At 67.8% G+C, this 24,897-nt stretch carries 25 protein-coding genes and 1 tRNA gene; 19 read left to right on the top strand and 7 right to left on the bottom strand.

Annotated features, from left to right (window positions below; translation table 11 throughout):
- Positions 1-26: 26 nt before the first annotated feature.
- Positions 27-1,082 carry an SIS domain-containing protein gene (locus tag V6K52_RS02650; RefSeq protein ID WP_353952359.1) on the bottom strand — a complete coding sequence of 352 codons (1,056 nt, stop codon included), beginning with the start codon at positions 1,080-1,082 and terminating at the stop codon, positions 27-29.
- Between the two features lie 273 nt (positions 1,083-1,355).
- Between V6K52_RS02650 and V6K52_RS02645 the strand changes: the two genes are divergently transcribed.
- The 14 genes from V6K52_RS02645 to V6K52_RS02580 all read left to right on the top strand — a co-directional run bounded on the left by V6K52_RS02645 (position 1,356) and on the right by V6K52_RS02580 (position 13,396).
- Positions 1,356-1,649 (top strand): type II toxin-antitoxin system VapB family antitoxin, encoded by a 294-nt coding sequence (locus V6K52_RS02645; protein WP_009776380.1) that lies wholly within the window; start codon positions 1,356-1,358, stop codon positions 1,647-1,649.
- Positions 1,650-1,654: 5 nt separating this feature from the next.
- Positions 1,655-2,215 carry a LytR C-terminal domain-containing protein gene (locus tag V6K52_RS02640; protein WP_353952358.1) on the top strand — a complete coding sequence of 187 codons (561 nt, stop codon included), beginning with the start codon at positions 1,655-1,657 and terminating at the stop codon, positions 2,213-2,215.
- Positions 2,167-3,081: a CHAD domain-containing protein gene (locus V6K52_RS02635; protein WP_353952357.1), complete on the top strand. Its 915-nt coding sequence runs from the start codon at positions 2,167-2,169 to the stop codon at positions 3,079-3,081. The genes V6K52_RS02640 and V6K52_RS02635 overlap by 49 nt, the downstream gene beginning before the upstream one ends.
- Entirely contained in the window at positions 3,078-4,223 is a 1,146-nt protein-coding gene (locus V6K52_RS02630; RefSeq protein ID WP_353952356.1) for a mannosyltransferase family protein, read from the top strand. The genes V6K52_RS02635 and V6K52_RS02630 overlap by 4 nt, the downstream gene beginning before the upstream one ends.
- A 75-nt stretch (positions 4,224-4,298) precedes the next feature.
- On the top strand, positions 4,299-5,048 hold the full coding sequence (locus tag V6K52_RS02625; protein WP_353952355.1) for a DUF3105 domain-containing protein: 750 nt from the start codon (positions 4,299-4,301) through the stop codon (positions 5,046-5,048).
- Positions 5,045-5,698 carry a DUF305 domain-containing protein gene (locus V6K52_RS02620; protein WP_353952354.1) on the top strand — a complete coding sequence of 218 codons (654 nt, stop codon included), beginning with the start codon at positions 5,045-5,047 and terminating at the stop codon, positions 5,696-5,698. The genes V6K52_RS02625 and V6K52_RS02620 overlap by 4 nt, the downstream gene beginning before the upstream one ends.
- A gap of 184 nt (positions 5,699-5,882) precedes the next feature.
- Positions 5,883-5,972, top strand: a tRNA-Ser gene (locus V6K52_RS02615).
- Positions 5,973-6,193: 221 nt separating this feature from the next.
- Positions 6,194-6,877, top strand: coding sequence for a GntR family transcriptional regulator (locus tag V6K52_RS02610; RefSeq protein ID WP_353952353.1), 684 nt, complete (start codon positions 6,194-6,196; stop codon positions 6,875-6,877).
- Positions 6,878-6,906: 29 nt separating this feature from the next.
- A complete protein-coding gene (locus V6K52_RS02605) occupies positions 6,907-7,926 on the top strand; it encodes a 1-aminocyclopropane-1-carboxylate deaminase (protein ID WP_353952352.1) in 1,020 nt (339 codons plus the stop codon).
- A 644-nt stretch (positions 7,927-8,570) separates the two neighbouring features.
- Positions 8,571-9,548, top strand: a complete 978-nt coding sequence (locus V6K52_RS02600; protein WP_353952351.1) for a TIGR03885 family FMN-dependent LLM class oxidoreductase — start codon at positions 8,571-8,573, stop codon at positions 9,546-9,548.
- A gap of 11 nt (positions 9,549-9,559) precedes the next feature.
- On the top strand, positions 9,560-11,305 hold the full coding sequence (locus tag V6K52_RS02595; RefSeq protein WP_353952350.1) for an alpha-amylase family protein: 1,746 nt from the start codon (positions 9,560-9,562) through the stop codon (positions 11,303-11,305).
- Between the two features lie 92 nt (positions 11,306-11,397).
- Positions 11,398-11,784: a metalloregulator ArsR/SmtB family transcription factor gene (locus V6K52_RS02590; protein WP_353952349.1), complete on the top strand. Its 387-nt coding sequence runs from the start codon at positions 11,398-11,400 to the stop codon at positions 11,782-11,784.
- On the top strand, positions 11,781-12,485 hold the full coding sequence (locus V6K52_RS02585; protein WP_353952348.1) for a cation transporter: 705 nt from the start codon (positions 11,781-11,783) through the stop codon (positions 12,483-12,485). The genes V6K52_RS02590 and V6K52_RS02585 overlap by 4 nt, the downstream gene beginning before the upstream one ends.
- Positions 12,482-13,396 (top strand): cation diffusion facilitator family transporter, encoded by a 915-nt coding sequence (locus V6K52_RS02580; protein WP_353952347.1) that lies wholly within the window; start codon positions 12,482-12,484, stop codon positions 13,394-13,396. Before V6K52_RS02585 ends, V6K52_RS02580 begins: the two co-directional genes overlap by 4 nt.
- Before the next feature lie 70 nt (positions 13,397-13,466).
- Here V6K52_RS02580 and V6K52_RS02575 read toward each other — a convergent pair whose 3' ends face one another.
- Complete coding sequence (locus tag V6K52_RS02575) at positions 13,467-14,099, bottom strand: DedA family protein (RefSeq protein WP_353952346.1); 633 nt, start codon at positions 14,097-14,099, stop codon at positions 13,467-13,469.
- The gene (gene tadA / locus V6K52_RS02570; RefSeq protein ID WP_353952345.1) at positions 14,096-14,527 is read right to left on the bottom strand and encodes a tRNA adenosine(34) deaminase TadA; all 432 of its coding nucleotides are present in this window, start codon (positions 14,525-14,527) and stop codon (positions 14,096-14,098) included. Before tadA ends, V6K52_RS02575 begins: the two co-directional genes overlap by 4 nt.
- Before the next feature lie 97 nt (positions 14,528-14,624).
- Here tadA and upp point away from each other — a divergent pair, with 97 nt between their 5' ends.
- The 4 genes from upp to V6K52_RS02550 all read left to right on the top strand — a co-directional run bounded on the left by upp (position 14,625) and on the right by V6K52_RS02550 (position 17,993).
- Positions 14,625-15,263, top strand: a complete 639-nt coding sequence (gene upp / locus V6K52_RS02565) for a uracil phosphoribosyltransferase (protein ID WP_353952344.1) — start codon at positions 14,625-14,627, stop codon at positions 15,261-15,263.
- A gap of 146 nt (positions 15,264-15,409) precedes the next feature.
- Positions 15,410-15,586: a hypothetical protein gene (locus tag V6K52_RS02560; protein WP_353953846.1), complete on the top strand. Its 177-nt coding sequence runs from the start codon at positions 15,410-15,412 to the stop codon at positions 15,584-15,586.
- A gap of 2 nt (positions 15,587-15,588) precedes the next feature.
- A complete protein-coding gene (locus tag V6K52_RS02555; RefSeq protein WP_353952343.1) occupies positions 15,589-16,509 on the top strand; it encodes a PH domain-containing protein in 921 nt (306 codons plus the stop codon).
- Positions 16,506-17,993: an amino acid permease gene (locus V6K52_RS02550; protein WP_353952342.1), complete on the top strand. Its 1,488-nt coding sequence runs from the start codon at positions 16,506-16,508 to the stop codon at positions 17,991-17,993. Before V6K52_RS02555 ends, V6K52_RS02550 begins: the two co-directional genes overlap by 4 nt.
- Before the next feature lie 89 nt (positions 17,994-18,082).
- Here V6K52_RS02550 and V6K52_RS02545 read toward each other — a convergent pair whose 3' ends face one another.
- From V6K52_RS02545 to V6K52_RS02535, 3 genes are all read right to left on the bottom strand, one after another.
- The gene (locus V6K52_RS02545) at positions 18,083-18,931 is read right to left on the bottom strand and encodes a hypothetical protein (RefSeq protein WP_353952341.1); all 849 of its coding nucleotides are present in this window, start codon (positions 18,929-18,931) and stop codon (positions 18,083-18,085) included.
- 271 nt (positions 18,932-19,202) lie between these two features.
- Positions 19,203-20,582 carry a Re/Si-specific NAD(P)(+) transhydrogenase subunit beta gene (gene pntB / locus V6K52_RS02540; protein WP_353952340.1) on the bottom strand — a complete coding sequence of 460 codons (1,380 nt, stop codon included), beginning with the start codon at positions 20,580-20,582 and terminating at the stop codon, positions 19,203-19,205.
- 7 nt (positions 20,583-20,589) lie between these two features.
- Complete coding sequence (locus V6K52_RS02535; protein WP_353952339.1) at positions 20,590-22,140, bottom strand: Re/Si-specific NAD(P)(+) transhydrogenase subunit alpha; 1,551 nt, start codon at positions 22,138-22,140, stop codon at positions 20,590-20,592.
- A gap of 152 nt (positions 22,141-22,292) precedes the next feature.
- Here V6K52_RS02535 and V6K52_RS02530 point away from each other — a divergent pair, with 152 nt between their 5' ends.
- Complete coding sequence (locus V6K52_RS02530) at positions 22,293-22,727, top strand: hypothetical protein (protein ID WP_353952338.1); 435 nt, start codon at positions 22,293-22,295, stop codon at positions 22,725-22,727.
- A 100-nt stretch (positions 22,728-22,827) separates the two neighbouring features.
- Here V6K52_RS02530 and V6K52_RS02525 read toward each other — a convergent pair whose 3' ends face one another.
- Positions 22,828-24,813: a hypothetical protein gene (locus tag V6K52_RS02525; protein ID WP_353952337.1), complete on the bottom strand. Its 1,986-nt coding sequence runs from the start codon at positions 24,811-24,813 to the stop codon at positions 22,828-22,830.
- Positions 24,814-24,897: the final 84 nt, after the last annotated feature.

The raw sequence follows: 24,897 nt of genomic DNA, 5'->3' as shown, positions 1-24,897 counted from the left end.
GACTCATTGCGCAATCCGTCGGGGTTTCAGGTCGTGCGGGTCACCTTGGACAGGCCGCGGGGTGCGTCCGGGTTCTCGTGGCGGGCGAGCGCCATGGCATGTGCGAGCCGTTGCATCGGGATGATCTCGATGAGCGGACTGAGTTCCTCGGCAACCCGCGGCAGGACGATCGCGGGCTTTTGACCGGCCGACTCGGCATCTCCGACGACGGTGAGGTCGGCCCCACGATCGCGCAGCCGGTCGAGCACCGGCCTCATGGCCCGACCTGCGACTCCGTGAGGCACCAGGGCCAGCACCGGGCGGTCGGAGTCGACCATGGCGAGCGGTCCGTGGAGGAGGTCTGCCCCCGAGAACGCATGCGCCGCCAGGTAGGACGTCTCCATGAGCTTGAGCGCCGCCTCACGCGCCGTCGGGTAGGCGTAGCCGCGCCCGGTGAGGACGAGCTTGTCGACGAAGCGATAGTGACCCGCGACCTCGGTCACGCCGGCCACGTGGACTGCTTCCTCCGCTGCGGCCACGAGGGCCGCACCGTCGATCTTGCGGCGCGCACTCCACTCGTCGACGAGAAGCCACAGGGTGAGCAGCGTTGCGGTGTAGGTCTTTGTCGCCGCCACCGCTCGCTCCGCACCGGCCCGGACATCGAGGTGCAACTCGGCCGCAGCGGCCAAGGGCGACTCGGGCTTGTTGGTCACGGCGAGGGTGAGCGCCCCGGCCCGACCGGCTGCCCGGGTGGACTCGAGGAGATCCGGGGATCCACCGGACTGACTCACAGCAACCCACAGCACGTCGCGCAGGTCGGGTTCGGCGCCATAGGCCGTCGTCGTCGAGGGAGAGGCCAGCCCGCACGGGAGGCCGAGGACGATCTCGACGAGATACTTGAAGTAGAGCGCCGCGTGGTCGCTGGTGCCGCGGGCGGCCACCATGACGAATCGCGGTGCCGTCTCACGGATGCGAGCGGCGACGGTCTGCACGTCACCGAGACCCTCACTGAGGATGCGGTCGAACACTGCCGGCTGCTCTGCGACCTCGGCAGCCATGAGTGCTCCGGGAACCGTTGCAGCAGTGGACTGGTCGGTGGTCACGATGACTCCTCCTGTGGTGCGACGGTGCCTCTCGCAAGGATTCCACGAGGTCAGCGGCTGTGGCCTGGGTCCAGGCGCACTTTGTCAGAGTCTTCGCGGCGGGCGTCAGCCGTATCCGAGGAATGGGCCCGGGACGGCACCCGCAAACCCTGACCGGCGATCCGCCGCACAGGTGAGCGGGCGGCATACCGGCACAGCTTCCGCAGGTCACAGTGCGCTCACGACCCGAGAGGCAACGCGCGTCGGCCGACATCGCCCCATACAGTGGCGGGCGTGATCTTCAAGGCCGTCGGCGACACGCGTCCGTACCCCGAGCACGGGTACAGCACGCGTCAGTGGTCGAACGTGCCCCCACGTCTCGTCCGTCTCGACGACCTGGTCACGACGAAACGCACGCTCGACCTCGGCATGCTCCTCTCTGAGGACTCGACCTTCTATGGCGACCTGTTCGCCCATGTCGTCGAGTTCGAAGGAACGCTCTATCTCGAGGACGGACTGCACCGCGCCCTGCGTGCCGCGCTGCACCAGCGACCGACGCTCCACGCGCGCGTCCTGGTCATCGAGTAGGCCCCATGCCCAAACGCGAACTCACCTCAGAGCTGCGGCACCGCCAGCAGCACCGCCGCACGACGACGACCATCCTCATCGTCATCCTCATGCTGTTCTTTGCGTTCTGGTACGCCTACTCCTACTACCGCAGCTCGACGAGAGCGGCGGCCCCCAGCAGCAGCCAGGCCTCGTGCCGGCCCTTCGACCCCAAGGTCCCGAGCGCCGCCAACACGACAGTCAACGTCTACAACGCCACGACCAGGACGGGCCTGGCGGGTCGGACGGCGACCGAGCTCAAGCGCCGCGGCTTCATGATCGGCGAGGTGTCGAACGACCCGTTGAAGCGCAAGGTCGCCGGAGCCGCGGAGGTTCGGTTCGGGCCCGCCGGCAAGACCCGCGCGCCGCTCGTCGTCGCGCTCGGTGGCAAGGGCACGACCCAGGTCGCGGACCAGCGCAAGACCGCGACGGTCGACCTCGTGCTGGGCACCACCTTCAAGGCGCTCGCCCCCGCACCGTCCCCCACGGGCAAGCCGATGTGCCCCTCGCCCAGCACGTCTCCGTCGACCTCCGCGTCGGCGAGCTGATCGTGCCAGCCGCTCTGTCGCCGATCGTGCTCGACCGCGAACTGTCGACGACGCAGGCCCTCGACGTCATCGTGCGAGCCTGCGGGCAGCAGGTCCTCGATCAGGTCGACCCTCTGCTCACCTCCCGCGACGCGTCGGCCCTGCACGACATGCGCGTGGGGATCCGCCGCCTTCGCGCAGTGCTGTCCCTGCTCCGCAGGCCGCTCGGCGACGGAGAGAAGTTCGCCTGGGTGAGCACCGAGACCCGAGACCTCGCCGCCCCCCTCGGCCACGCCCGCGACCTCGATGTGGCGGTTCGCGATCATGGCGAACGGCTCACCGGCAGCCCGCTGCGCAAGCTCCTCGACCTGCGTGAGGGCGCCTACGACGAGGCCCTCGCGGTCGTGAGCTCCGATCGGTGGCAGGACCTCAGCACCCACCTCGACCTTTTCCTTCGGCGGATCCACGACGAGGTGCCGGTTGACCCGCCCATCACTGACGCCGCGAACGAGGCCCTGGATCGCCGCTTCCGCCAGGTCAGTGCCCGCGGCGCAGAGCTCGAGCGCGCCAAATCGTCGCAGCGTCACAAGGTGCGCATCGAGGCCAAGAAGCTGCGCTACGGCGCGCAGTTCTTCTCCAGCCTGTATGCCGTGTCGCCCGGGAGCGCTTCTGCTTCCGGTTCTCCCGCCGAGGACTTCGCGCACTCCGTCGGCGCGCTCCAGGACGCGTTGGGCGACCTCCGCGACGTGCAGGTGACCCGCCACCTCCTCGAACTGGTCGGCGCCACCGCACCGGATGTCGACACCGCGCCGTTCGTCACACGTGCGGTCGCCGCTCATGCCGACGTCGTGGCGCGCGGCCCTTTCTGGCGCTCCGCGCTGCAGTGACGACCCTTCGCTCGAGCGGCCCGGTCCGAGCCGCCGCAGCCTTCTTTGCCTCGCGGATCCTGCTGGCCGCAACGGTTCTCGTCGTGGCGGCCGTGGCCGGGCAGGGCGCCGTCGACCACGAATGGGCGACCGGCATCTGGTGGCTCGACCGCTTCTCTGTGTGGGACAGCTACCACTTCGTGCGCATTGCCTCGTTGGGCTATCTGCCACCGGGTCTCGATTGCTGTGATCAGGCGTTCTTCCCCGGCTATCCCCTGCTCATGGCCGCCGTCGCTCCCATCACGGGCGGCAACGTCACGGCGGCCGGGCTCCTGATCACCCTCGTCGCGGGTGCTGTCGCGGCCGCGCTGCTGTGGATGCTCGTCGCCGACGACCCTCGCGGTGGCTCGGCTGCGGCCCGACGGGCCGTCACCCTGCTCACCCTCGCACCCACCGGCTTCTTCTTCGTCGCCGTCTACACCGAAGCCCTCTTCCTCGCTCTCGCCCTCGGGGCGTGGCTGCTCGCCACCCGACGACAATGGTGGCTCGCCGGCCTGCTCGCCGCCCTCGCCACCGGAGTCCGGGTCAACGGGCTCTTCCTCGCAGCCGCTCTCGCTGTCCTGTATGCCGTGCAGTGGAACAGCGACGGCCGCCCTCGACCGCGCCTCGACGTCCTGGCGCTCGGCTTCCCTGCCGTGAGCGTCGCGGCCTACATGACCCATCTCCATGCCCGCACGGGTTCCTGGGATGCCTGGCGCGAGGCCGAGCACCGCGGCTGGGACCGCATCAGCGCCTGGCCCTGGGAGGGCTTGGCTGCGGCTTGGCAGTCCCTGCTGGACAGCCCCGACGCCTGGCTCGCGGCCAGCAGGGCCGCCGACATCGGGGCCGTCCTGCTCGGGGTCGCCCTCTGCATTCTCCTTGCGAGACAGCGCCGTTGGCCCGAATTGACCTATCTCACGCTCACCGTCGGCGTCGTTCTCTGCTCGAACCTCTGGGTGTCCACTCCCCGCTACGCACTCACCTGGTTCCCTGTCTACCTGGCCATCGCCACGATGCGTGACACCACGGCATACAGGCGCGCGTATGCCGTGGTGCTGGCACTGTCGGCCGCACTCCTCGTGGGCGCGACGTGGGCGGCCGCAACGCGGCACTGGGTGGCCTGAGACGGACGCGAGCAGTCGGCATACAGGTGCATGAGTCACAATCTGTCGACATCGATCGATCTTCAGGAGTGTCTCGTGGCCCCGTCCGGCAGTGGCAGCAAGAAGGCGCGCGCCAACTCGCGCAACGCCTCCGACCGCGTTGCGCAGATGCGCAAGGAGCAGGAGAAGAAAGACCGTCGTCGGCTCCTCGCCATCTGGGGAGCTGCTGGGGTGACCGTCGCGATCATCGTCGGTGCGGTGACCTTCGCGATCATCCAGGGCAACGCCAACAAGCCGGATCTGGCAGCCGTGAAGTCCTTCAAGTACGACGCGGGCGCCCACACGCAGGACCCGGTGGCCTACAAGGAGTCCCCGCCCGTGGGTGGCGAGCACAACCCGGTGTGGCTCAACTGTGGTGTCTATGACACGCCGGTGCCCAAGGAGAACGCCGTCCACTCCATGGAGCACGGCGCCGTGTGGATCACCTACCAGCCCGACCTGGCCCCGGCCGACGTCGACAAGCTCAAGGACCTCACGCCCGACACGTATGCCGTGCTGTCCCCCTACGAAGGCCTCACGTCACCGGTCGTCATCTCGGCATGGGGCAAGCAGCTCGCCCTCACCGGTGTGAATGACAACCGGCTCGAGGCATTCATCAAGGAGTACCGCCAGGGTCCGCAGACGCCGGAGCCCAACGCGCTGTGCACCGGTGGCACGGATGGCACCGACGAGAACGCCACCCCGCAGACTCCTGCCGGTGCAACGCCGAGCACCTCGCCCTCGGCCTCCGTCTCGCCGTCCACGTCGGCAACGCCGTCCGCCACACCCTCACCGTCGTCGTCGTGACCGACGCTCCAACGCAGGACCTGACGACCTCTCCTCGCTCGCGGGGCGAGGTCGTTGGTCTGTCGGTTCTCCTCGCGGTCGCCTCGCTCCTCGTGGGACTCGTCCTCGGGTGGGCGCTGTTCGGTCGGAGCGGGTTCCCGTTGGACGGCTCGGCCGAGGCGGGCTTCTCCCGCGACATGCAGACCCACCACGGGCAGGCCGTCCAGATGTCGTTGCTCATCGTCGAGCGGACCGAGGACCCGGCCCTACAAACCCTGGCCGAAGACATCCTGACGAGCCAGCAGGGTCAGGCCGGCCGGATGTCGGGCTGGCTGCAGGTGTGGGGGCTCTCCCCCACCGGCTCGCAGCCGCCGATGACGTGGATGGGATCGGACCACCACGGCGCGACCTCGGCATCAGGTGAATCCGTGCCGATGCCGGGCATGGCGTCGGAGGCGGACCTGGACAAACTCACGGCTGCGCGCGGTGCTGCCGCTGACAAGATCTTCCTGACCCTGATGATCGCCCACCACAAGGGCGGGGTGGAGATGGCCGATGCCGTTCTCTCGCGCTCGAATCGCGACGAAGTGGTCACGTTGGCCCGCTCGATGAAGCTGGCCCAGACGTCCGAGATCACCGTGATGCAGGACTTGCTCGCCGCCATCCCCTGACCCCAACTTTTGCTCCCCATGAGGCTTCCTGAAGGGTCCGGAGGCCTATTCGCCCTCCGGACCCTTCAGTTTCCCTCCGGTCGCCCGCAGCCCTGCTTGTGTATGCCGGCCGCTCACCTCCGCGGGGACGTGGACTCGGCTGCCCGATTTCGCCTCGGCCGAGTCGTTGCGTATTCTGCTCTGCGGTGGCGTGTCCGAGCGGCCGAAGGATCACGCCTCGAAAGCGTGTGAGGGTGAAAGCCCTCCGTGGGTTCAAATCCCACCGCCACCGCCATGTGATGTCTCAGGACATCGGCAAGACCCCGAACCCTCACGGGTTCGGGGTTTCTTGTGTTTGGGGTTGGTATTTGCGGGTGGGGTCAAGGGTGAGTTGGGGGCAGGAGTTCGCCGGTGGTGGCGTCGATGATGATGGCGGCTGAAGCCTCACCGCCACCAGCATCCACTGCGTGGTCGAACCCTTGACACCCATCAGATGGCCAATGTGCAATATATTGCATGCCGATTCCTACATCCGAACGCGTACTGCCCCGCTCCCTCCTGCGCGACGACGCCTACCTTGCGCTCCGGACAGGGATCATCGACGGCACCTTCGCGCCGGGTGAGCGCCTCAACGACGCCGACCTCGGCCGCTGGCTCGGGGTGAGCAGGACGCCGATCCGCGAGGCCATCGGCCGGCTCGAGCGCGCCGGGCTGGTCCAGTCCAAGCCCGGGAGCTACACGCGCGTCAGCCCGCTCGACGTGCGCGAGGCCCGGGCCTCGCAAGCCGTGGCCGCCGCGCTCCACGAGCTGGCGGTGCGTGAGGCGGTCCCGAACCTGTCCGCGACCGACATCCGCGCCATGCGTGAGGCCAACCGTCGCTTCACCGAGGCCCTCGATGCTCGCAACGCCGAAGCCGCCCTGGGCGCTGACGACGACTTCCACGCCGTCGCAGTCGCCGCGAGCGCCAACCCGGTTGCGGCCACCGTCCTGGAACAGGTCACCCCCGTGCTCCGGCGGCTCGAACGGATTCGCTTTGCCCGCCTCGACGGTCGGGGCTCGATCGCCCTGCACGAGCAGATCATCGCGCTGTGCGAGGCGGGCGACGCCGACGCCGCGGGGCGCGCCGCGCGTGAGAACTGGCAGACCTTGCTCCCGCTCGTCGACCTGGTTGACGAGGACACCGACAGCCAGGCCGGCTGACCCGACACCACTGAACGAAAGAGAAACACATGTCGATCACGGACTTCGAGCGATACCCCCTGACCTTCGGCCCCAGCCCGGTGCACCGGTTGGACCGCCTGAGCGCCCACCTCGGTGGTGCGCAGGTGTGGGCCAAGCGTGAGGACTGCAACTCCGGCCTGGCGTTCGGCGGCAACAAGACCCGCAAGCTCGAGTACATCGTCCCGGACGTGCTCGCCTCGGGTGCCGACACGCTGGTGTCGATCGGTGGCTACCAGTCGAACCACACACGGCAGGTCGCCGCAGTCGGAGCCAAGCTCGGCCTCAAGGTGCGGCTCGTCCAGGAGCGCTGGGTGGACTGGGAGGACCCGGGCAACGACAAGGTCGGCAACATCCTGCTGTCCCGGATCATGGGTGCCGACACCCGGCTCAATCCCTCAGGCTTCGACATCGGCATCCGCGAGTCCTGGCAGGAGGCCATCGACGACGTCGAGCGCAGCGGCGGCAAGCCCTACCCGATCCCGGCCGGCGCCTCGGAGCACCGGTTGGGAGGTCTCGGCTTCGCGAACTGGGCCTACGAGCTGACCGCACAGGAGGAACAGCTCGGTGTCTTGTTCGACACCATCGTCGTCTGCACCGTCACCGGTTCGACCCACGCCGGCATGATCGCGGGCTTCGCCGCCCTGGAGGACGCGGGCGGCCGACCCCGACGCGTGCTCGGAATCGATGCCTCGGCGACGCTCGAGAAGACGCACGCCCAGGTCGCCAGGATCGCTCGCCACACCGCCGAACTCATCGACCTCGGCCGCGACCTGCGCGACGAGGAGATCACCGTTCTGGAGGGGTGGGCCGGCGACGAGTACGGCGTGCCGGTGGACTCGACCATCGAGGCCATCCGATTGGCGGGCAGCCTGGAGGGGATGATCACCGATCCGGTCTACGAAGGGAAGTCCATGGCCGGACTCATCGACCTGGTCACCTCCGGGCAGATCGCGAAGGACTCCACGGTGCTGTACGCCCACCTCGGCGGCCAGCCTGCGCTCAACGCGTATGCCGGGGCGTTCGAGTGATGATCTCGGCGGACATGGAACAGCCCGCAGGCCTGTCGACCGAGTGACTCGGTGCGACGGGTGCAGGGGACGACCTGCACGGCCCACGGGCTGCGGTGAACTGCTGTGAATTGCGCCGGGCGGCGCTCCTCGAGCAGTCGAGGTGCGCTAGCGCGCAGTCACCTCACGCGTCCAATCTGAAATCACTTCGTGGACCACCTCCCATCTGTGTGCCTCAACGCTAAGTCTGGAGGTCTCCCGAGCGCAACGCCTTTGTTCAGCGATCTCAGGGATGCAGGGACCGGAGGCGGTCAACTGCCTCTCGGTGAGTGCAGGCTCCACCTCACCAAATCACCAGGCCACGCAACTCCGTCCGACTGTCCCTCGATGGCCATCAACTCGGCGATGCACCACTGCGTCCGGCCCGGTTCGAGAGGAAACCGGGCCAGCGCAGTCACCTCGTCCTCCGTTGGCCGCAACCGCCCAACGCTGGATCGCGGCGCCCGTGTCGGTCGCCTGATCGACCTTGCCGTCCGCCCGGGCGGTCAGCGACAGGTTGCTGTGCTTGGCCTTGATGCTGACGGCGTGGCAGCCCGCAGCCAACTCGGCCCGCCTGATCCCTCAGTGGCATGGCGTCCAGGGTCACCGTGTGATCTGGTGGAGGGATGACTCGGATCGGCTTCCACGCATCGCACGAGCAGATCAGCCCTGCCGCGCTGCTTCACGACGTCCAGCACGCCGAGAAGGCTGGCTTCGCGATGGCCATGTGCTCGGATCACTTCTCTCCGTGGAGTGCCCGGCAGGGCCACAGCGGATACACGTGGTCCTGGTTGGGCGCCGCTCTCGCGACGACGAACCTCACGATGGGGTGCGTCAGCGCCCCCGGCCAGCGCTACCACCCGGCCGTGGCGGCGCAGAAGATCGCGACCCTGTCCCAGATGTTCGAGGGTCGCTTCTGGGTGGCACTCGGCAGCGGAGAGGCGAGCAACGAGCACATCACCGGCGAGACCTGGCCACGCAAGGAAGTGCGCGACCAACGGCTCGACGAATGTGTCGACGTCATCCGCCGACTGCTCGCCGGCGAGGTGGTGAGCCACGACGGGCTCGTGACAGTGGACCGGGCCCGCCTGTGGGACCTCCCCGAGCAGCAACCGAAGCTGCTCGCTCCCGTGGTCTCGACGCAGAGCGCGGCGCGGGTCGCCTCGTGGGCCGATGGACTCATCACCGTCCTCCAACCCATCGACGACCTGCGCCGGGTCATCGACTCCTACCGCGATGCCGGCGGTCGCGGCGACCTCGCCCTCCAGCTGCACCTGTCATGGGCATCCAGCGAGGACGAAGCCGAGTCCATCGCGCACGACCAGTGGCGCAGTAACGTCTTCGGGGCGCCGGTGTCCTGGGACACCGAGACGGCGGAGGCCTTCGACCTCGTGAGCGACAAGGTCACCGTCGAACAGGTTCGGGAGTCCGTGCGGGTCTCGTCCGACCTCGGCCGCCACCGTGAGTGGATCCACGAGCTCGCGGAACTCGGCTTCGACGACATCTACCTCCACCACGTCGGCCAGGAGCAGCGGGCCTTCATCGACGCCTTCGGCAGCGAGGTCCTCCCGGGGCTGGCTGCATCACACGACCGACAAGCCTGAGGGAGACCGGCATGCGCATCACCGACACCAGCGACCAGTGGTGGAAGTCCGCCGTCATCTACTGCCTCGACGTCGAGACGTTCTATGACTCCGACGGCGACGGGATCGGCGACCTCCAGGGGCTCGCCGAACGTCTCGACTACCTCGCTGAGCTGGGTGTGACCTGCCTCTGGCTCATGCCCTTCTATCCGAGCCCTCAGCGCGACGACGGCTACGACGTCATGGACTTCTACTCGGTCGACCCCCGGGTCGGCACGGCTGGCGACCTCGTCGAGGTCATCCGCACGGCGCATGACCGGGGCATGCGGGTCATCGCCGACCTCCTGGTCAACCACACCTCCGACCAGCACCCGTGGTTCAAGGAGTCCCGCCGCAGCAAGGACTCCCCCAAACGCGACTGGTACGTCTGGCGCGCCGACGCACCACCGGACACGAGCGACCAGGTCGTCTTCCCCGACAAGGAAGACGGAATCTGGGCCCTCGACGACAGGACCGGGGAGTGGTACCTCCACCACTTCTACTCCCACCAGCCCGACCTCAACGTCGCCAACCCGGATGTGCAGGACGAAATCGCCCGTGTCGCCGGCTACTGGCTCGAACTGGGCTTCGACGGATTCCGTGTCGACGCCGTGCCGTTCTTCGTCCAGGACGTCGACACCGTGCCCAAGCAGAGGTCCTCCACAAAGAAGGCCGCGCCGAACGCCGGCTCTGCGCAGCCCAGCGGCTCGACCGACATCGAGTCCGTCGTGCATCCGCACTCGCTGCTCAAGAACCTGCGCGCCTTCCTCAACCGGCGCAACGGCTCGGCGATCATGCTGGGCGAGGTCAACCTGCCGCACAAGGAGCAGCGCGAGTACTTCGGTGGCGACGCCGGCGACGAGCTGCACATGATGTTCGACTTCATCGGGATGCAGAAGCTCTATCTCTCGTTGGCACGTGAGGACGCGCGCCCCCTTGCCAAGGCCCTGCGCGACCGCCCCTCCATCCACCCGAGCTGCCAGTGGGCGACGTTCGTGCGCAACCACGACGAGCTCACCCTCGACAAGCTCACGGACAAGGAACGCGAGGAGGTCTTCGCAGCGTTCGGGCCGGAGCCCGAGATGCAGATCTATGAGCGGGGACTCAAGCGCCGTCTGCCGCCGATGCTCGACGGCGACCCCCGCCGAGTCCGGATGGCCTACAGCCTCCTCTTCTCCCTGCCGGGCACACCGACCCTCTTCTACGGTGAGGAGATCGGGATGGGCGAGGACCTGGCCGGTGAGGGTCGGATGGCGGTCCGGACCCCGATGCAGTGGTCCGACGGGCCGACCGGTGGTTTCTCCAAGGCGCCGCCGCGCAAGCTGGTGCGCAGGCTCGCTCCTGACGGCTACGCCCCGGAACACGTCAACGTCACGGCACAGCGCACGGACCCGGACTCCCTGTGGACCTTCATGCGCCACCTCTTGCAGACCTACCGCGCGTGTCCGGAGCTGGGCTGGGGCGAGTTCTCGGTCCTGCCGCAGCCGAACAAGCAGGTCCTCGCCCACCAGTGCTCGACCGGCGAGGCAGCCGTCATCGCGGTGCACAACTTCGGGTCCGATCCGGTCACTGTCTCTCTGGACCTGACCCTCGGAGAGGGCCATGCCGACGTGACACTGACCGACCTGCTGTCCGGCGGTGAGGTCACGCCGGAGGAGGGCTCCCTCGAGGTCGCCCTCGATGGCTACGGCTACCGCTGGCTGAGGATCCGGCCTTCTGGTGACCTGCGCATCCCGTGACCGGAGCGCCCCTCCGAACGATCCCCAAACCTGCGGCCACCACGACTCCACGGTGGCGATGACACATCGACGGGTGCCGCTATCATCGCCATATGACGATGATGACTCGGGACCGCCCACCTGCCTCCGCGGCGGCCCACGACGGGCTCGAAGCCGCGGCCGCGCGCACCGCCGCATGCCTGTTCCGCGGGATGAGCGACCCGGGGCGGGTGCGCATCCTTCAGCACCTGCTCCTTGGCGAACACCGCGTGGTTGAGCTGACGGCGCACCTGGGTCTCGCGCAGTCGACGGTCTCGAAGCACCTCGCCTGCCTGCGCGACTGCGGGCTGGTCACCTCGCGCGCCGTGGGCCGGTCCTCGGCGTACTCCGTCACCCATCCTGAGCTCGTGACCCGCATCTTCGCCGCGACCGAGGACCTCTTGGCCGCGACCGGCGATGCCGTGACGCTCTGTCGCACGTCCGGGCTCGAGGCCTCATGACCCAAGCCATCCAGTTCACCCAGACCGGTGCTCGACGAGCCACCCTCATCCGTCGAGCCCGGTTGCTCGCCGGCGCAACAGTCGCCTACAACGTCGTCGAAGGCGTCATCGCCATCGCGGCCGGTCGGTCGGCGAACTCGTCGGCCCTCATCAGCTTCGGCCTGGACTCGTGCGTCGAAGTGGCCTCCGGGCTGATCGTCCTCTGGCAGTTCCGACACGTCCTGCCCGAAACCCGCGAGCGCCAGGCGCAGCACCTCATGGCCGGAGCGTTCTTCATCCTCGCCGCCTACGTCTCGGTGGACGCCGTGCGAGTGCTCCTGGGCTCGCACGAGGCGGAAGCCTCTCTCGTGGGCGTGGGGCTTGCGGGGTTGTCGTTGCTCGTCATGCCCTTCCTCTCTCGCGCCCAGCGCACCACCGGGCGCGCGCTCGGCTCGGGCACGGTCGTGTCCGACTCGAAGCAGACGATGCTCTGCACCTACCTGTCCGCGGTCCTCCTCGTGGGACTGCTCGCCAACGCGCTCCTCGGCTGGTGGTGGGCCGACCCCCTCGCCGGCCTGGCCATCGCGGCTGTCGCCGTGCGCGAGGGACTCGAGTCCTGGCGAGGCGACGCGTGTTGTGGCCCGGCCATGCCCAGCGCCAGCACCGACATGAGTACAGACATCTGTGACGACGGGTGCTGCACCCCGGATGCGGGCCGATGAGCGGGCACTCGCACTCGCACTCCCCGTCCGGAGGCAGCGCTGGCGCGACGCATCGCTGGCGACTGCAAGTCGCCTTCGGTCTCATCGCCTCGTTCTTCGTCGTCGAGCTCGTCGCGGCTGTCTCCTCGGGTTCACTCGCTCTCCTCAGCGACGCCGGCCACATGGCCGCCGACGTCGTGGCTCTCGGTGCGGCGCTCGTCGCCACTCGGATCGCCGGTCGGCCCGACAAGAGCGGCCGTCGCACCTTCGGGTCCTACCGTGCGGAAGTCTTTGCGTCGGGACTTGCCGTGCTCCTCATGCTGGGCGTCGCGGCATACATCGTCATCGGTGCCATGGAACGGTTCGGTGAGCAGGTCACCGTCGAGACGGGACCGATGCTCGTCGTCGGGACCCTCGGCCTCATCGTCAACCTCATCGCCCTCACGCTGCTCCGGGGCGGAGCCGGGGAGTCGCTCAACGTCAAGGGCGCCTACCTCGAAGTCGTCGCCGACACCCTCGGTTCGGTCGGCGTCATCGCGGCCGCCGTCCTCGTCTCCTTCACCGGGAATCCATTGTGGGACACCGCGATCGCACTGGCGATTGCTGCCTTAGTCGCGGTGCGAGCGGTCATGCTCGGGCGCGAGGTCCTCGCGGTCCTGGGCCAGCACGCGCCCGGCGACATGGACCCTGATGATGTCGCCCGCACTCTCGCCGGCGTTCCCGGCGTCACCGACGTCCACGACCTGCACGTGTGGACGCTGACTTCTGGCATGAACGTCGCCACTGCCCACCTCGTTGTCCGCGCGGCCACCGACCCGCACGCCGTCCTCGACCGCGCCCGCCAGGTGATGCGCAGTGACTACGGCGTCGAGCACGCCACCTTGCAGGTCGAACCGGACACCCACACCGGCTGTCAGGAGATCACGTGGTGAGGTCGGGCAAACCCGCGTCCGATCGACCCTCGATCCACGGCTCGACCCTGATCGAGCTCGCGCCCTCGGATCACACGTCCACGGACTCGGACGCGGGCGCGCGGGTCCCGGTGCGACGACGCCACAACCAGGTCACCAGTGCCCCCACCACCACGGCGCCGAGCAGCGCCGCCCCCACCGTGCCGAACCACGTGACGACCTGTTCATAGGACTTGCCGGCGGCAAAACCCGCGAGCACGCTGCCGATCGCCCACGACCCCGCACCCAACAGATCCCACGCGAGGAACTTGCCGTACGGCATACCCGAGATCCCGGCGAGCGACGGCATGACCGAACGGACGAACGGTGTCCACCGACCCAGGAACACGGCCGGCCCACCGCGCAACCGGAGCCGTGCCTCGGCGCCCGACAAACGCTTGCGATGTCCGGGGTTCGTCACACGGCGGTGCAGGCGAGGACCGACCCGACGGCCCACGGCATACCCGACGTTGTCCCCGATGACCGCGGCAGCAACCACGACGATGAGCACGGCGACGAGAGAGGTGCGGCCGAGCGCCGCCGCGGCGCCGGCGAGCACGGCCACAGTCTCACCGGGCATCACCATGCCGATGAGGAGCGCGCACTCGCAAAAGACGATCACACCGGCGACCGTGAGGATGATCCACGGGTCCTGGTCGAGCAACGACTCGAGGAACTCGATCACCGGCGCTCCCCGAAGAAGTCGAGCAGCAGCCGGGATGCCTCGTCCTCGAGGACTCCCCCGACGACCTCGATCCGGTGCGTGGCGCGGCGGTCCCGGACGACGTCCCAGACGGACCCGGTCGCGCCGAGCTTGGGGTCCCAGGCACCGAGGACGATGCGCGAGATGCGCGCGAGCATCGCTGCGCCAGCGCACATCGGGCAGGGTTCGAGCGTCACGACGAGCGTGCAGTCCTCAAGCCTCCACGATCCCGTATGCCGTGCGGCCGCCCTGAGTGCCACGACTTCGGCGTGCGCGGTGGGGTCTGCGTCGACCTCGCGCAGGTTCCAGCCCTCGCCGATGACGGCGCCCTGCGGGTCGAGGACGACAGCCCCGACCGGCACGTCACCATCGGTCCCCGCGCGGGCGGCAAGAGCGAGAGCGCGACGCATGGGGACGGCATACTCTTCGCGCAGCGGGGCAGAAGCTCGCGGCGAAGGTGGGCCGGACGCTGGTCCGGAGGTGGGACTCACACGCTAAGTTTCACCCATGCGCGTTCACGTTGCCGACCATCCGCTCATTGCCCACAAACTGACCTACCTGCGGGACAAGCGGACGGACTCCCCCACCTTCCGCCGGTTGGCCGAGGAGCTCATGACGCTGCTCGCCTATGAGGCGACGCGTGACGTGCGGGTCGAGCCGTTCGAGATCGAGACTCCGGTGGCACCGACGACGGGCATCAAGCTCTCCAACCCCAAGCCGCTCATCGTGCCGATCCTGCGTGCCGGGCTCGGCATGCTCGAGGGCATGGTGCGCCTGCTGCCGAGTGCCGAGGTCGGGTTCCTCGGCATGCAGCGCAATGAGGAGACGCTCGAGGCGATCACCTATGCGAACCGTCTGCCCGATGACCTGTCCGGCCGTCAGGTCTATGTCCTGGACCCGATGCTCGCGACCGGCGGCTCGATGATCGACGCCATCAAGTTCCTCCTGGAGCGCGGCGCCGACGACATCACCGCGGTCACCCTGCTTGCGGCACCCGAGGGCATCGCGGCCTTGGAGCAGTCGTTGGCGCAGGTGGACGTGCCCGTTCAGCTCGTCACCGGGTCGATCGACGAGAAGCTCAATGAGCTCGGCTACATCGTGCCGGGACTGGGCGACGCGGGCGACCGGCTCTACGGGGTCGTCTGAGTCGTGGGAGCCGTGCGGGCCGTGGGAGCGGCCTGACGACACGCCGCCCAACCTCACGAGTCACACCAGTCACACCCGTCATCATGAATGCTGCAGTGTGAAGTCTTTGCGCGCCCGCGTGAGACCTGTCCCGAGAGAGAGCCGACGTGTCCATGCCCCCGGTCAAGAAGATCGTCACGTGGCTGATCGTCATCTTCCTGCTCTATGCCATCTTCACCTCCCCCTCCGACGCCGCTGACATCGTCGGCAGCGCCTGGGATGTCATCAGCAACGGCGTGCGCAACATCGGTCGGTTCTTCGACTCCTTGATCGCCCGGAGCTGACCTTGGCGGCCGGGCGCCTCGACCGTGAGCTGGAACGCTACCTCGTCCCCGGCGAGCGCGTCGTCACCGTCGTCCGGCACCACTGGTTCTCGCAGCTCCGCCCCATCGGCGTCTTTGTCGGCCTCCTGTTCCTCGCGACCTTCGTCGAGGCCGAAGCCCCCCAGACCCGCTCCGGCGCCATGCTGGCGAACTTCTTCTGGTATGCCGCCCTGGCTGGCGCTGCCTTCCTCCTCTGGCGCTATCTGAACTGGCGTCACGACTGGTTCGTTGCGACCGACAAGCGCTTCCTCCTCTTCTACGGCTTCATCCGCCGCAAGGTCGCGATGATGCCGCTCACGAAGGTCACCGACATGACCTTCGACCGTTCGATCATGGGTCGCATCATCGGCTACGGCACCTTCCTCCTCGAGTCCGCCGGTCAGGACCAGGCCCTCTCACACATCGCCTACGTCCCGAATGCCGAACGGCACTACCGCGCCATCTGCACGGTGCTCTTCGGGTCCGATGCGGCCAAGGACCCCGACGACGGGTGGGACGACGGCGACGACCCGGACGACCCGGACGACCCGGACGGCCCGGAGGGCCGAGGCGGCCGCGGCGGCCGCGGCGACAACGGGCCGAACCGAGGCCCGGACGGCGGCTACGACGACGGCTACGACGACGGGTGGCAGGAGGGCTGGGACGACCCGCACGGATGGCGCAATTACCTCCGGCGCGACGGAAGCGGGTCGGAGGCGGACGGCATACGCAACCCTGTTCATGACCGGACCGGACTGACGCCACCCCACGAGACGCTCTACCAGAGCTCGGATCTTGCCCGCGCCTCGCGCCTCGAAGACACGGGAGAGATCCCGGTCATCAGGTCTGGGCCTGCAGGACGCAGCGGGCGACCAGGACGACCAGGACGAAGGAATGCGCGATGAGCGTCATGAGGACGAAGTCCATCGAACAGTCCATCCGCGAGGGTGACGACCCCGAGTACCAGCTCAAGAAACGCCTGACCGCACTCGACCTCACGGTCTTCGGTGTCGGCGTCGTCATCGGAGCCGGCATCTTCACGGTCGCCGGACGCGCAGCCAACCAGCTCGCCGGGCCGTCGGTCATCATCTCGTTCATCATCGCCGCGCTCGTGTGTGGTCTTGCGGCCCTCTGCTATGCCGAGTTCGCGTCGACGGTTCCGGTGTCGGGATCGGCCTACACCTTCTCCTACACCTCCCTCGGCGAGCTCGTCGCGTGGATCATCGGGTGGGACCTCCTGCTCGAGCTCCTCCTCGGCGCAAGCGTTGTCGCACAAGGGTGGTCGGCCTACTTCGAGATCTTCATGGGCAACATCGGCTTCGACATCCCCGACGCCGTGGCGCCCGGATCCGGCTTCGACCTGGCCGCCCTCGTCCTCGTGCTCATCCTCACGGCACTCGTGAGCATCGGCATCAAGGAGTCGATGCGGGTCAACCTCGTGCTCGTCGCCATCAAGGTCTTCATCGTCCTCTTCGTGATCTTCGCTGGCCTTGCCTACATCAAGTCGGCGAACTACTCGCCGTTCATCCCGGCCGCCGGCCCGCCGCGCGAGGTGTCGGCCGCAGAGACCCCGCTGCTGCAGACCCTGTTCGGGCTCGAGCAGACGACGTTCGGCGTCATGGGCATCTTCGCCGCGGCATCGCTGGTGTTCTTCGCCTACATCGGCTTCGACGTCGTGGCGACCACGGCCGAGGAAGCCAAGAACCCTCAGCGCGACCTGCCGATCGGCATCATCGCCACCCTCGTGATCTGCACGATCCTCTACTGCGTCACCGCATTGGTGCTGACCGGCATGGTGCCCTATGACCAGATCGAGTCGTCGGGTGCTCTGGCGGCGGCCTTCGAGTCGGTGGGCAAGACCGGCTACGCGACCCTCATCTCCGCTGGGGCCGTGGCGGGTCTGACCACCGTCGTCATGACACTCATGATCGGCGCCTCCCGCGTCATCTTCGCCATGTCGCGCGATTGGCTGCTCCCCCGCCAGCTGGCCAAGGTCAACCCCAAGACGGGCACGCCGCTCCGCATCACGATCATCATCGGAGTCGCCGTCGCGATCACCGCGGCGTTCACCCCGGTCGGCAAGCTCGAGTACATGGTCAACATCGGCACCCTCGCGGCATTCACGCTCGTGTCGATCGCCGTGCCGGTGCTGCGTCGCAAGCGCCCCGACATCCACCGCCCGTTCAAGGTGCCGTTCAGCCCGGTCCTGCCGATCCTCGCGGCGCTCGCCAGCTTCTACCTGATGCTCACGCTGCCGACCGAGACGTGGATCCGCTTCATCGTCTGGATGGCACTCGGCTTCGTCATCTACTTCATCTACGGCTACAAGCGGTCGCGGCTGGCGGGCAGCTCCCGCGAGGAAGACGTCCCGAGCATGACCTCCACCTGAGCCGGGGCACCGCTCCACAACTCGAGGTAGTACGAATCGCCGAGCCCGCACGCCGGGGCTCGGCGTTTCTTACTACCTCGACTGCTGCCTCACCTGAGATTCAGGTCTGAATCGGGCATTCCCAACTCGCGTCCGAGCCGACGCAACATGGCGATGCGCTTGGGGCGCGTATAAACGTCGCCGGCGAAGATCTCGACAAAGGTCCAGCCCTCGTCCTCGGCCAGATGTCGCCTGGCCACATCCACGGCCCGTTGGCGAATGTCCGTGTGGTGCTTGCCCTGGTATTCGCCGATGACTCGTTGCCTCCGCCACACGAAGTCTCCTTCGAGCATCCAACCCGCTCCCCCATTGCCTTCACCTTCACCGCCGCCGTCGCCGTCGCCGTCGAACTCGACGTTGACGTTGAGTTCCGGGGTCGGCAATCCGCCTCTGCGGAACATGAGTCGCGCGCGAGTCTCCATCGGCGACTTGGATCTCGGTGAGATCAGCGTCAGCGCCTGCGCCAGCACCGCCTTGCCGCGAGGCCTCACCCTCCCCTGGAGTGCAGTCCGCATCATTTTCACGCCGGCGCCCAGATCGTGCGACTCGTCGAGCCTGCGAGCCACGACATCGCCGGCGACCACGAGGTCATCGAGGTCCAGACCTTGCTTCGCGATCTCGCCCAGATCGACCCAGGTGTCGGCAAGGCCCGTCACAGCCACTCCGCAGTGTGTGACCACCGTCCGACGAGTCAAGCCTCGATGGCCAATGCATCCCTTCCGCTTCACCGGGCCGGCCTTGGGTGCACACATGACGTCGAGCTCCTCTTGTGACTCCAGACGCTGGGGCAACGGCAGGCCCCAGAGCTGTGCAGCAGTGACATGAGAAAGTGCCACGTCGCCATGCATCGCAACCAAGAACGCCCTTGCCCGCTCAGCCAAAGTGTTGGGGTGCTGCACAGCGCGGGATCCGTGGGTCACGACAACGAGGTCCGGGTGGCGCAAGTCCTGGGGGCTCAACCCAAGCGAGCGAGCCTCTCGAGTCGAGAAGGTCCCGCTCGTGAGAGTCTCCGGCAAAGGCTTCATGGATAAGGATGATCGCCGAAGGGCGCCTCACTGCCGCGGACTTATCCCCAGCCCGAGTCGAGGTAGTGAGAAACGCCGAGCCCGCAGGCCGGAGCTCGGCGTTTCCTACTACCTCGACCGGGTGAGGGGACCAGCCAAGTTGGGGTCAGAGGGCGGTGAGGATGTCGGTGACTCGGTCCTTGGCGTCACCAAAGAGCATCTGCGAGTTCTCGCGGAAGAACAGCGGATTCTGCACACCTGCATAGCCCGTCGCCATCGACCGCTTGAACACGATGACGTCCTTGGCATTCCACACCTCGAGCACCGGCATACCGGCGATCGGTGACGTCGGGTCCTCGGCTGCGGACGGGTTGACGGTGTCGTTGGCACCAATCACCAGCACCACGTCGGTGGACGAGAAGTCGTCGTTGACCTCGTCCATCTCGAGGACGATGTCATAGGGCACCTTGGCCTCGGCGAGCAGCACATTCATGTGCCCGGGCAGTCGACCCGCGACCGGGTGGATGCCAAAGCGAACCTCAACTCCCCTGTCCCGCAACCGCTTCGTGAGCTCGGCGACGGGATACTGCGCCTGCGCCACCGCCATGCCATAGCCCGGCGTGATGACGACAGACGACGCGTCCCGCAACAGTTCCGCGACACCCTCAGCAGTGACCTCGCGGTGCTCGCCATAGTCCTTGTCCTCGCCGACCACGACCTCCTGGCCGAAGCCACCAGCAATGACCGACACGAAGGAGCGGTTCATCGCCTTGCACATGATGTAGCTGAGGATCGCACCGGAGGCGCCGACCAGAGCACCCGTGACGATGAGCAGGTCATTGCCGAGCATGAAGCCCGCAGCGGCCGCCGCCCACCCGGAATAGGAGTTGAGCATCGACACGACGACCGGCATGTCGCCGCCGCCGATCGATGCCACCAGGTGCCAGCCGAACGCCAGCGCGATCACCGTCATGAGGAGCAGCGGCACGAGCGAGTGCGACTGGATGAACCAGCCGAGCAGCAGCACCGACACGACGAGGGCTGCGAGGTTGAGCCAATGACGCGCGGGCAGCATGAGCGGTGTCGACTTGATCCGCGCCGACAGCTTGAGGAACGCGACGATCGAGCCGGTCAGCGTCACCGCACCGATGAAGACGCCGAGGAAGACCTCGACACTGTGGATCGTGTCGGACGCGTCGCCGACGCTGAGGTGCGAGTTGATGCCGACGAGCACGGCCGCGAGTCCCACGAACGAATGCAGCATCGCCACGAGCTCGGGCATCTGGGTCATCTCGACCTTGCGGGCCCGCCACAGCCCGATGGCCGCCCCGATGCCCATGGCCAGCGCGATGAGCAGCAGCGTCGAGATCGCGTGCGGCGACCGCGAGAGAGTCAGCCAGATGGTCGCGCCCAGCGCAATCACCATGCCGGTCACGCCAAAAGCGTTGCCCTCCTTGGCACTCTCGTGCTTCGAGAGCCCCGCGAGGGAGAGAACAAAGAGAACGGCAGAGACGATGTATGCCGCAGAGACCACGTTTTCTGTCATCGTCGCCTCAGTCCTTCCGGAACATCTCGAGCATGCGGCCGGTCACAGCGAAGCCTCCGAAGATGTTGATGCTGGCAACCAGGATCGCGAGGAACGCGAGGGTCTTGACGACGAGGTCGTCGGAGTCGATCTGCAGCAGCCCGCCGACGACGATGATTCCGCTGATGGCGTTGGTCTCGGCCATGAGTGGCGTGTGGAGGGCGTGCGACACGTTGGAGATGACATAGAAGCCGACGATCACGGCCAGGGCAAAGACAGTGAAGTGTCCGAGGAAGACCGCGGGCGATGCCGAGGCGATGAGGGCGAAGACCAGCGCTCCGATCGCCATCCAGAGGTACTTCATCCGGGGATCGCGAGGCTTCTTGGGCTCCTTGGCCAGGGCCGCGGCCGCCGCAGAACCGGCTGCCTCCTTCCCGCCGGCGGCAGGGGCAGCGGACACCTGCACCGGGGGCGGCGGCCAGAGCACCTCCCCGTCGTGGACGACGGTCATGCCCCGCTGGACCTGGTCCTCGAGGTCGAGGGTGAAGTTGCCATCCTTCTCAGGCGTGACGAGCTTCAACAGGTTGACGAGGTTGGTGCCGAACAGTTGCGAGGCCTGGGTGGGCAGACGTCCCGGCAGGTCGGTGTAGCCCAGGATCGTCACGCCGTTCTCGGTGACGATCTTCTGGTCGGCGACGGAGCCAGCGACGTTGCCACCGTTGGCTGCTGCCATGTCGACGATGACCGATCCGGGCTTCATCGACGCCACCATCTGCTCGTCGAGCAACCGTGGGGCCGGGCGACCCGGGATGAGCGCGGTGGTGATGACGATGTCGACGTCCGCAGCCTGCGCGGCATACAGCTCGGCAGCCTTGCGGTTGAAGTCCTCGCCGGTCTCCTTGGCGTAGCCGTCAGCCGAGGGGCCAGAGTCCTCGATCTCGATCCGGAGGAACTGCGCGCCCATCGACTCGACCTGCTCGGCGACCTCGCTGCGCGCGTCGAAGGCCCGGACGACCGCTCCGAGCGATCCAGCGGTGCCGATGGCCGACAGACCAGCGACGCCTGCGCCGATGACGAGCACCTTGGCCGGCGGCACCTTGCCCGCCGCGGTCACCTGGCCGGTGAAGAACGAACCGAACTCGTGGGCCGCCTCGATGACGGCGCGATATCCACCGATGTTGGCCATGGACGACAGCACGTCGAGCGACTGCGCGCGCGAGATGCGTGGGACCGCGTCCATCGCGAGCGCCGTCACGCCGCGCTCCGCGAGCGCCGACACGAGCTCGGGCTTCAGGGCGGGCGACAGAAGACTCACGATCGTCTGGCCGCTGCGCAGCCGCTCGAGCTCGTCGGGCGACGGCGCGTTGATCTTGAGGATGATGTCGGTGTTCCACACCTCATCGCCCACGACATCGGCTCCCGCCCTGGCATACGCGTTGTCCTCGAACGTCGCGCGGTGACCCGCGCCGGACTGGATGAACACGGCATACCCGAGTCCGATGAGTTGCTCGACAGTCTTGGGAGTCGCGGCGACGCGGGTCTCGCCAGCCAACGACTCCAATGGCACACCGATGCGCACAGAGACCTCCTCGTCCGGGGACAGACATACGACCGCGAACCTACTAGGACGACCCCACCGATCGCGGATGGTGTGACTCGCAGAACGGATCTGTCCCGTTCTTCGGTCATCAACTCACCACTTGGGCCGCCGCCTTGGCTACGGTCATTGCCATGGATGACACGAAGCTGTGGCTCATCGGTGCTCTCGCGCTCGTGGTCGTCGTGGCCGCCCTCGTCTGGGTGCTGCGGCATCGCGGCGACACCACGGCTCCGGTGTCTCATCACGACTACGCCGCACCTGAGGTCACGCAGGCCGGGGTGAGCGGTGGACGTGGGCTGACCTTTGGCAGTGACGGCAGTGACGGCAGTGACGCGGTCGACCAGACCGTCCCGCGCAGCCGGCTGGGTGGCGCCGGCTGGCGCGATGGCCGTGGCCCCGGGGAGACAACGACCGGTGCGTATGCCGTGGAGTCCCGTTCCTGGGGCGACGACGAGTCCGTGACCGCTCCCGAACCGGCGCTTGAGCGCCACGTCGAGGTCGACGACACGGGGCCGCGTCCAGCCGTTGACGAGGATCGCGACCGGGAGCGTGGCGGTCACTGGTGAGCCATTGAGGGCAACGGACCCTCGGCACCACGTCCTGACATGACGATGCCCCGATGGATCAGGTCCGGCGGGGCATCGTCGTGCAGTGGGTGAGGTCGGGTCAGCCCTCCGACGGGGTGAAGCCGGCGCGGCGGGCGGCTTCCTCGTCGTAGAACCACACGTCCGGCTCTGCGGAATCATATCCGTCAGCGCCGGGGACGCGGAACGTCTTCGTGTCGTTGTAGGCCTGCACCGGGTGGTCACTCGGCTGCGCCCGGTCCTCGAACGGTGCTGCGGATCCGACGCCGTAACCACCGTCGCTGATCTCGTCGACGCTGGACATGCGACGGCTCGACTCGCCGCCACCACCGGAGTCTTTTTCCTCGGTGTGCTCATCGGGTGACCTCTCGGTCACGGCGCCAGGGTCCTCGGCGCCGGGGTCCTCGGACGAGTAGTTCGGCTGGTCGCCGGTGACGCTGTCGTAGTCGTCGTTGCCCGTCTCGGTGTCCGTCGAATTCGTGCTCTCCGACTCGCTGCCGGACTCGCTGTCGGACTCACTGTCGAGGGTGTTGACGCGGTCGGTGCCGTCGGGCCAGTGCGTCGCGTCACCGCCCTCGGTGCGGACATCGGTGTCCGACGCGGAGTCCGCGTCGGACCTCGGGCTGGATTCCACGCCGGACTGGTTGGACTCGTCGGACTGGTTGGACTCGTCGGACACGTCGGCGGAGGTCTCCGACCCAGTGGGAGCCTCGGACTCATCGGACGCGTCGACGCCGGTGGTGTCCTCCCATGTCTCCTCGGTCGTCGGCTCACTCGTGGTCACGGCCTCGTCCGATGCCGCGTCATCCTGGACAGTCACGTCCTCCTGCTCCTGCGCCAGATCGTCGCGCGACCTGTCGTGGGTCAAGCCCGAGGAGTCCTCGGCCTCGGGCTGCTCGCTCGAGGCCTGCGCGTCCGGAGCAGGCAGCTCTGCAGGCAGCGGTTCCGTCGAGGCGTAGTCCTCCACGTCGTTGATGATGGTCATCTCACCGCCGGACTGGTCGGCCGAGTCGTTCGTGTCGGTGGTGTTCGTGTCGGTGGTGTTCGTGTCGGTGGTGTTCGTGTCGGTGGTGTTCGTGTCGGTGGTGTTCGTGTCGGTGGTGTTCGTGTCGGTGGCGTTCGTATCGGTCGTGTTCGTGTCGTCAGCCGTGCCGCTCGTGTCAGTCATGTCGGTCCCATCGGTCGTGTCGGTCGGATTTGTCGTGTCAGTCGTGTCCGTCGTGTCCGTCGTCTCCCTCGTGTCCCACTCAGAGGTGGTCGGCTCGTTGCGGGACCACTCGGCGTCCGTCGGCTCGGTCGTCCACCCGGTCTCAGCCGCTTCCCAGTCCGCCGTCGCGGGTCCAGACCCTCCGGGCTCCTGCGCTGCGGGCGCGTCCCACCGGGAGGCGGACTCGGACGTCGGCTCCTCCACGATCGGCTCGTTGTCGCTGTAGTCCGCTCCGGAGGCGAGTCGTGCGGCCTCGTCGTCGGTCACGTTGCCGCGAGTCGCGGCATACGCGCTTCCAATGGCGGCCGCGCCGGCTCCGGAGGCGGCGGCCCCGGCGCCCCAGGCACCACGGTCCCGCTGCTGCTCGGTCTCGGACTCGGCCACCGGCACCGGCTCATCGGCGCTGCTGCCGTCGGTGGCGTCGGTGCGGGTGGCGTCGAGCGGACGCACATCGTCATCAAGGTCCTCGGGCAGCGGGCGCGGGTCATCCTCGGCGACCTTGACGTCGGGGTCCAGCTCGTCGGCTCGACGCAGCTCGGCGTCGCGGGCAAGGCGAGCTCGCTCGAGCTCGCCCTGGTGCCGACGGGCCTCGTCCTCGACTCGTTGGGCTTCACGAGCGCTCTCCTCCGCCTGGCGGGCGCGTTGCTCGGCCTCCTGCCGTGCGAATGAGGCGCGCTCGTCGGCCTGCTGGGCGAATGTCTCCTGCCCGCGGATCGTCGTGTCGCGCGCCTGAGCAGCCGCCCGGATGCTCGCGGCTTCGGCCCGCTGCTCGTCGAGCTGCCGCTGCTTGCCCCTGGACACGAACCACCAGATCGCGAAGAGGAGGGCAAGGATGACCAGGGCGCCGATGAGGTACTTCATGGGAGGTGTTCTCCTGACGTTGACATCGGGTTCAGGGGCACCCGCTCACCCCTCAAACTACCGTTCGACCTGCGCCGATGGGCC

The sequence above is a fragment of the Knoellia sp. S7-12 genome, assembly GCF_040518285.1.
Taxonomy (GTDB): Bacteria; Actinomycetota; Actinomycetes; order Actinomycetales; family Dermatophilaceae; genus Knoellia.
The sequence above is the reverse complement of the archived record's forward strand: the minus strand, read 5'-3'. Positions and strand labels throughout refer to the sequence as shown.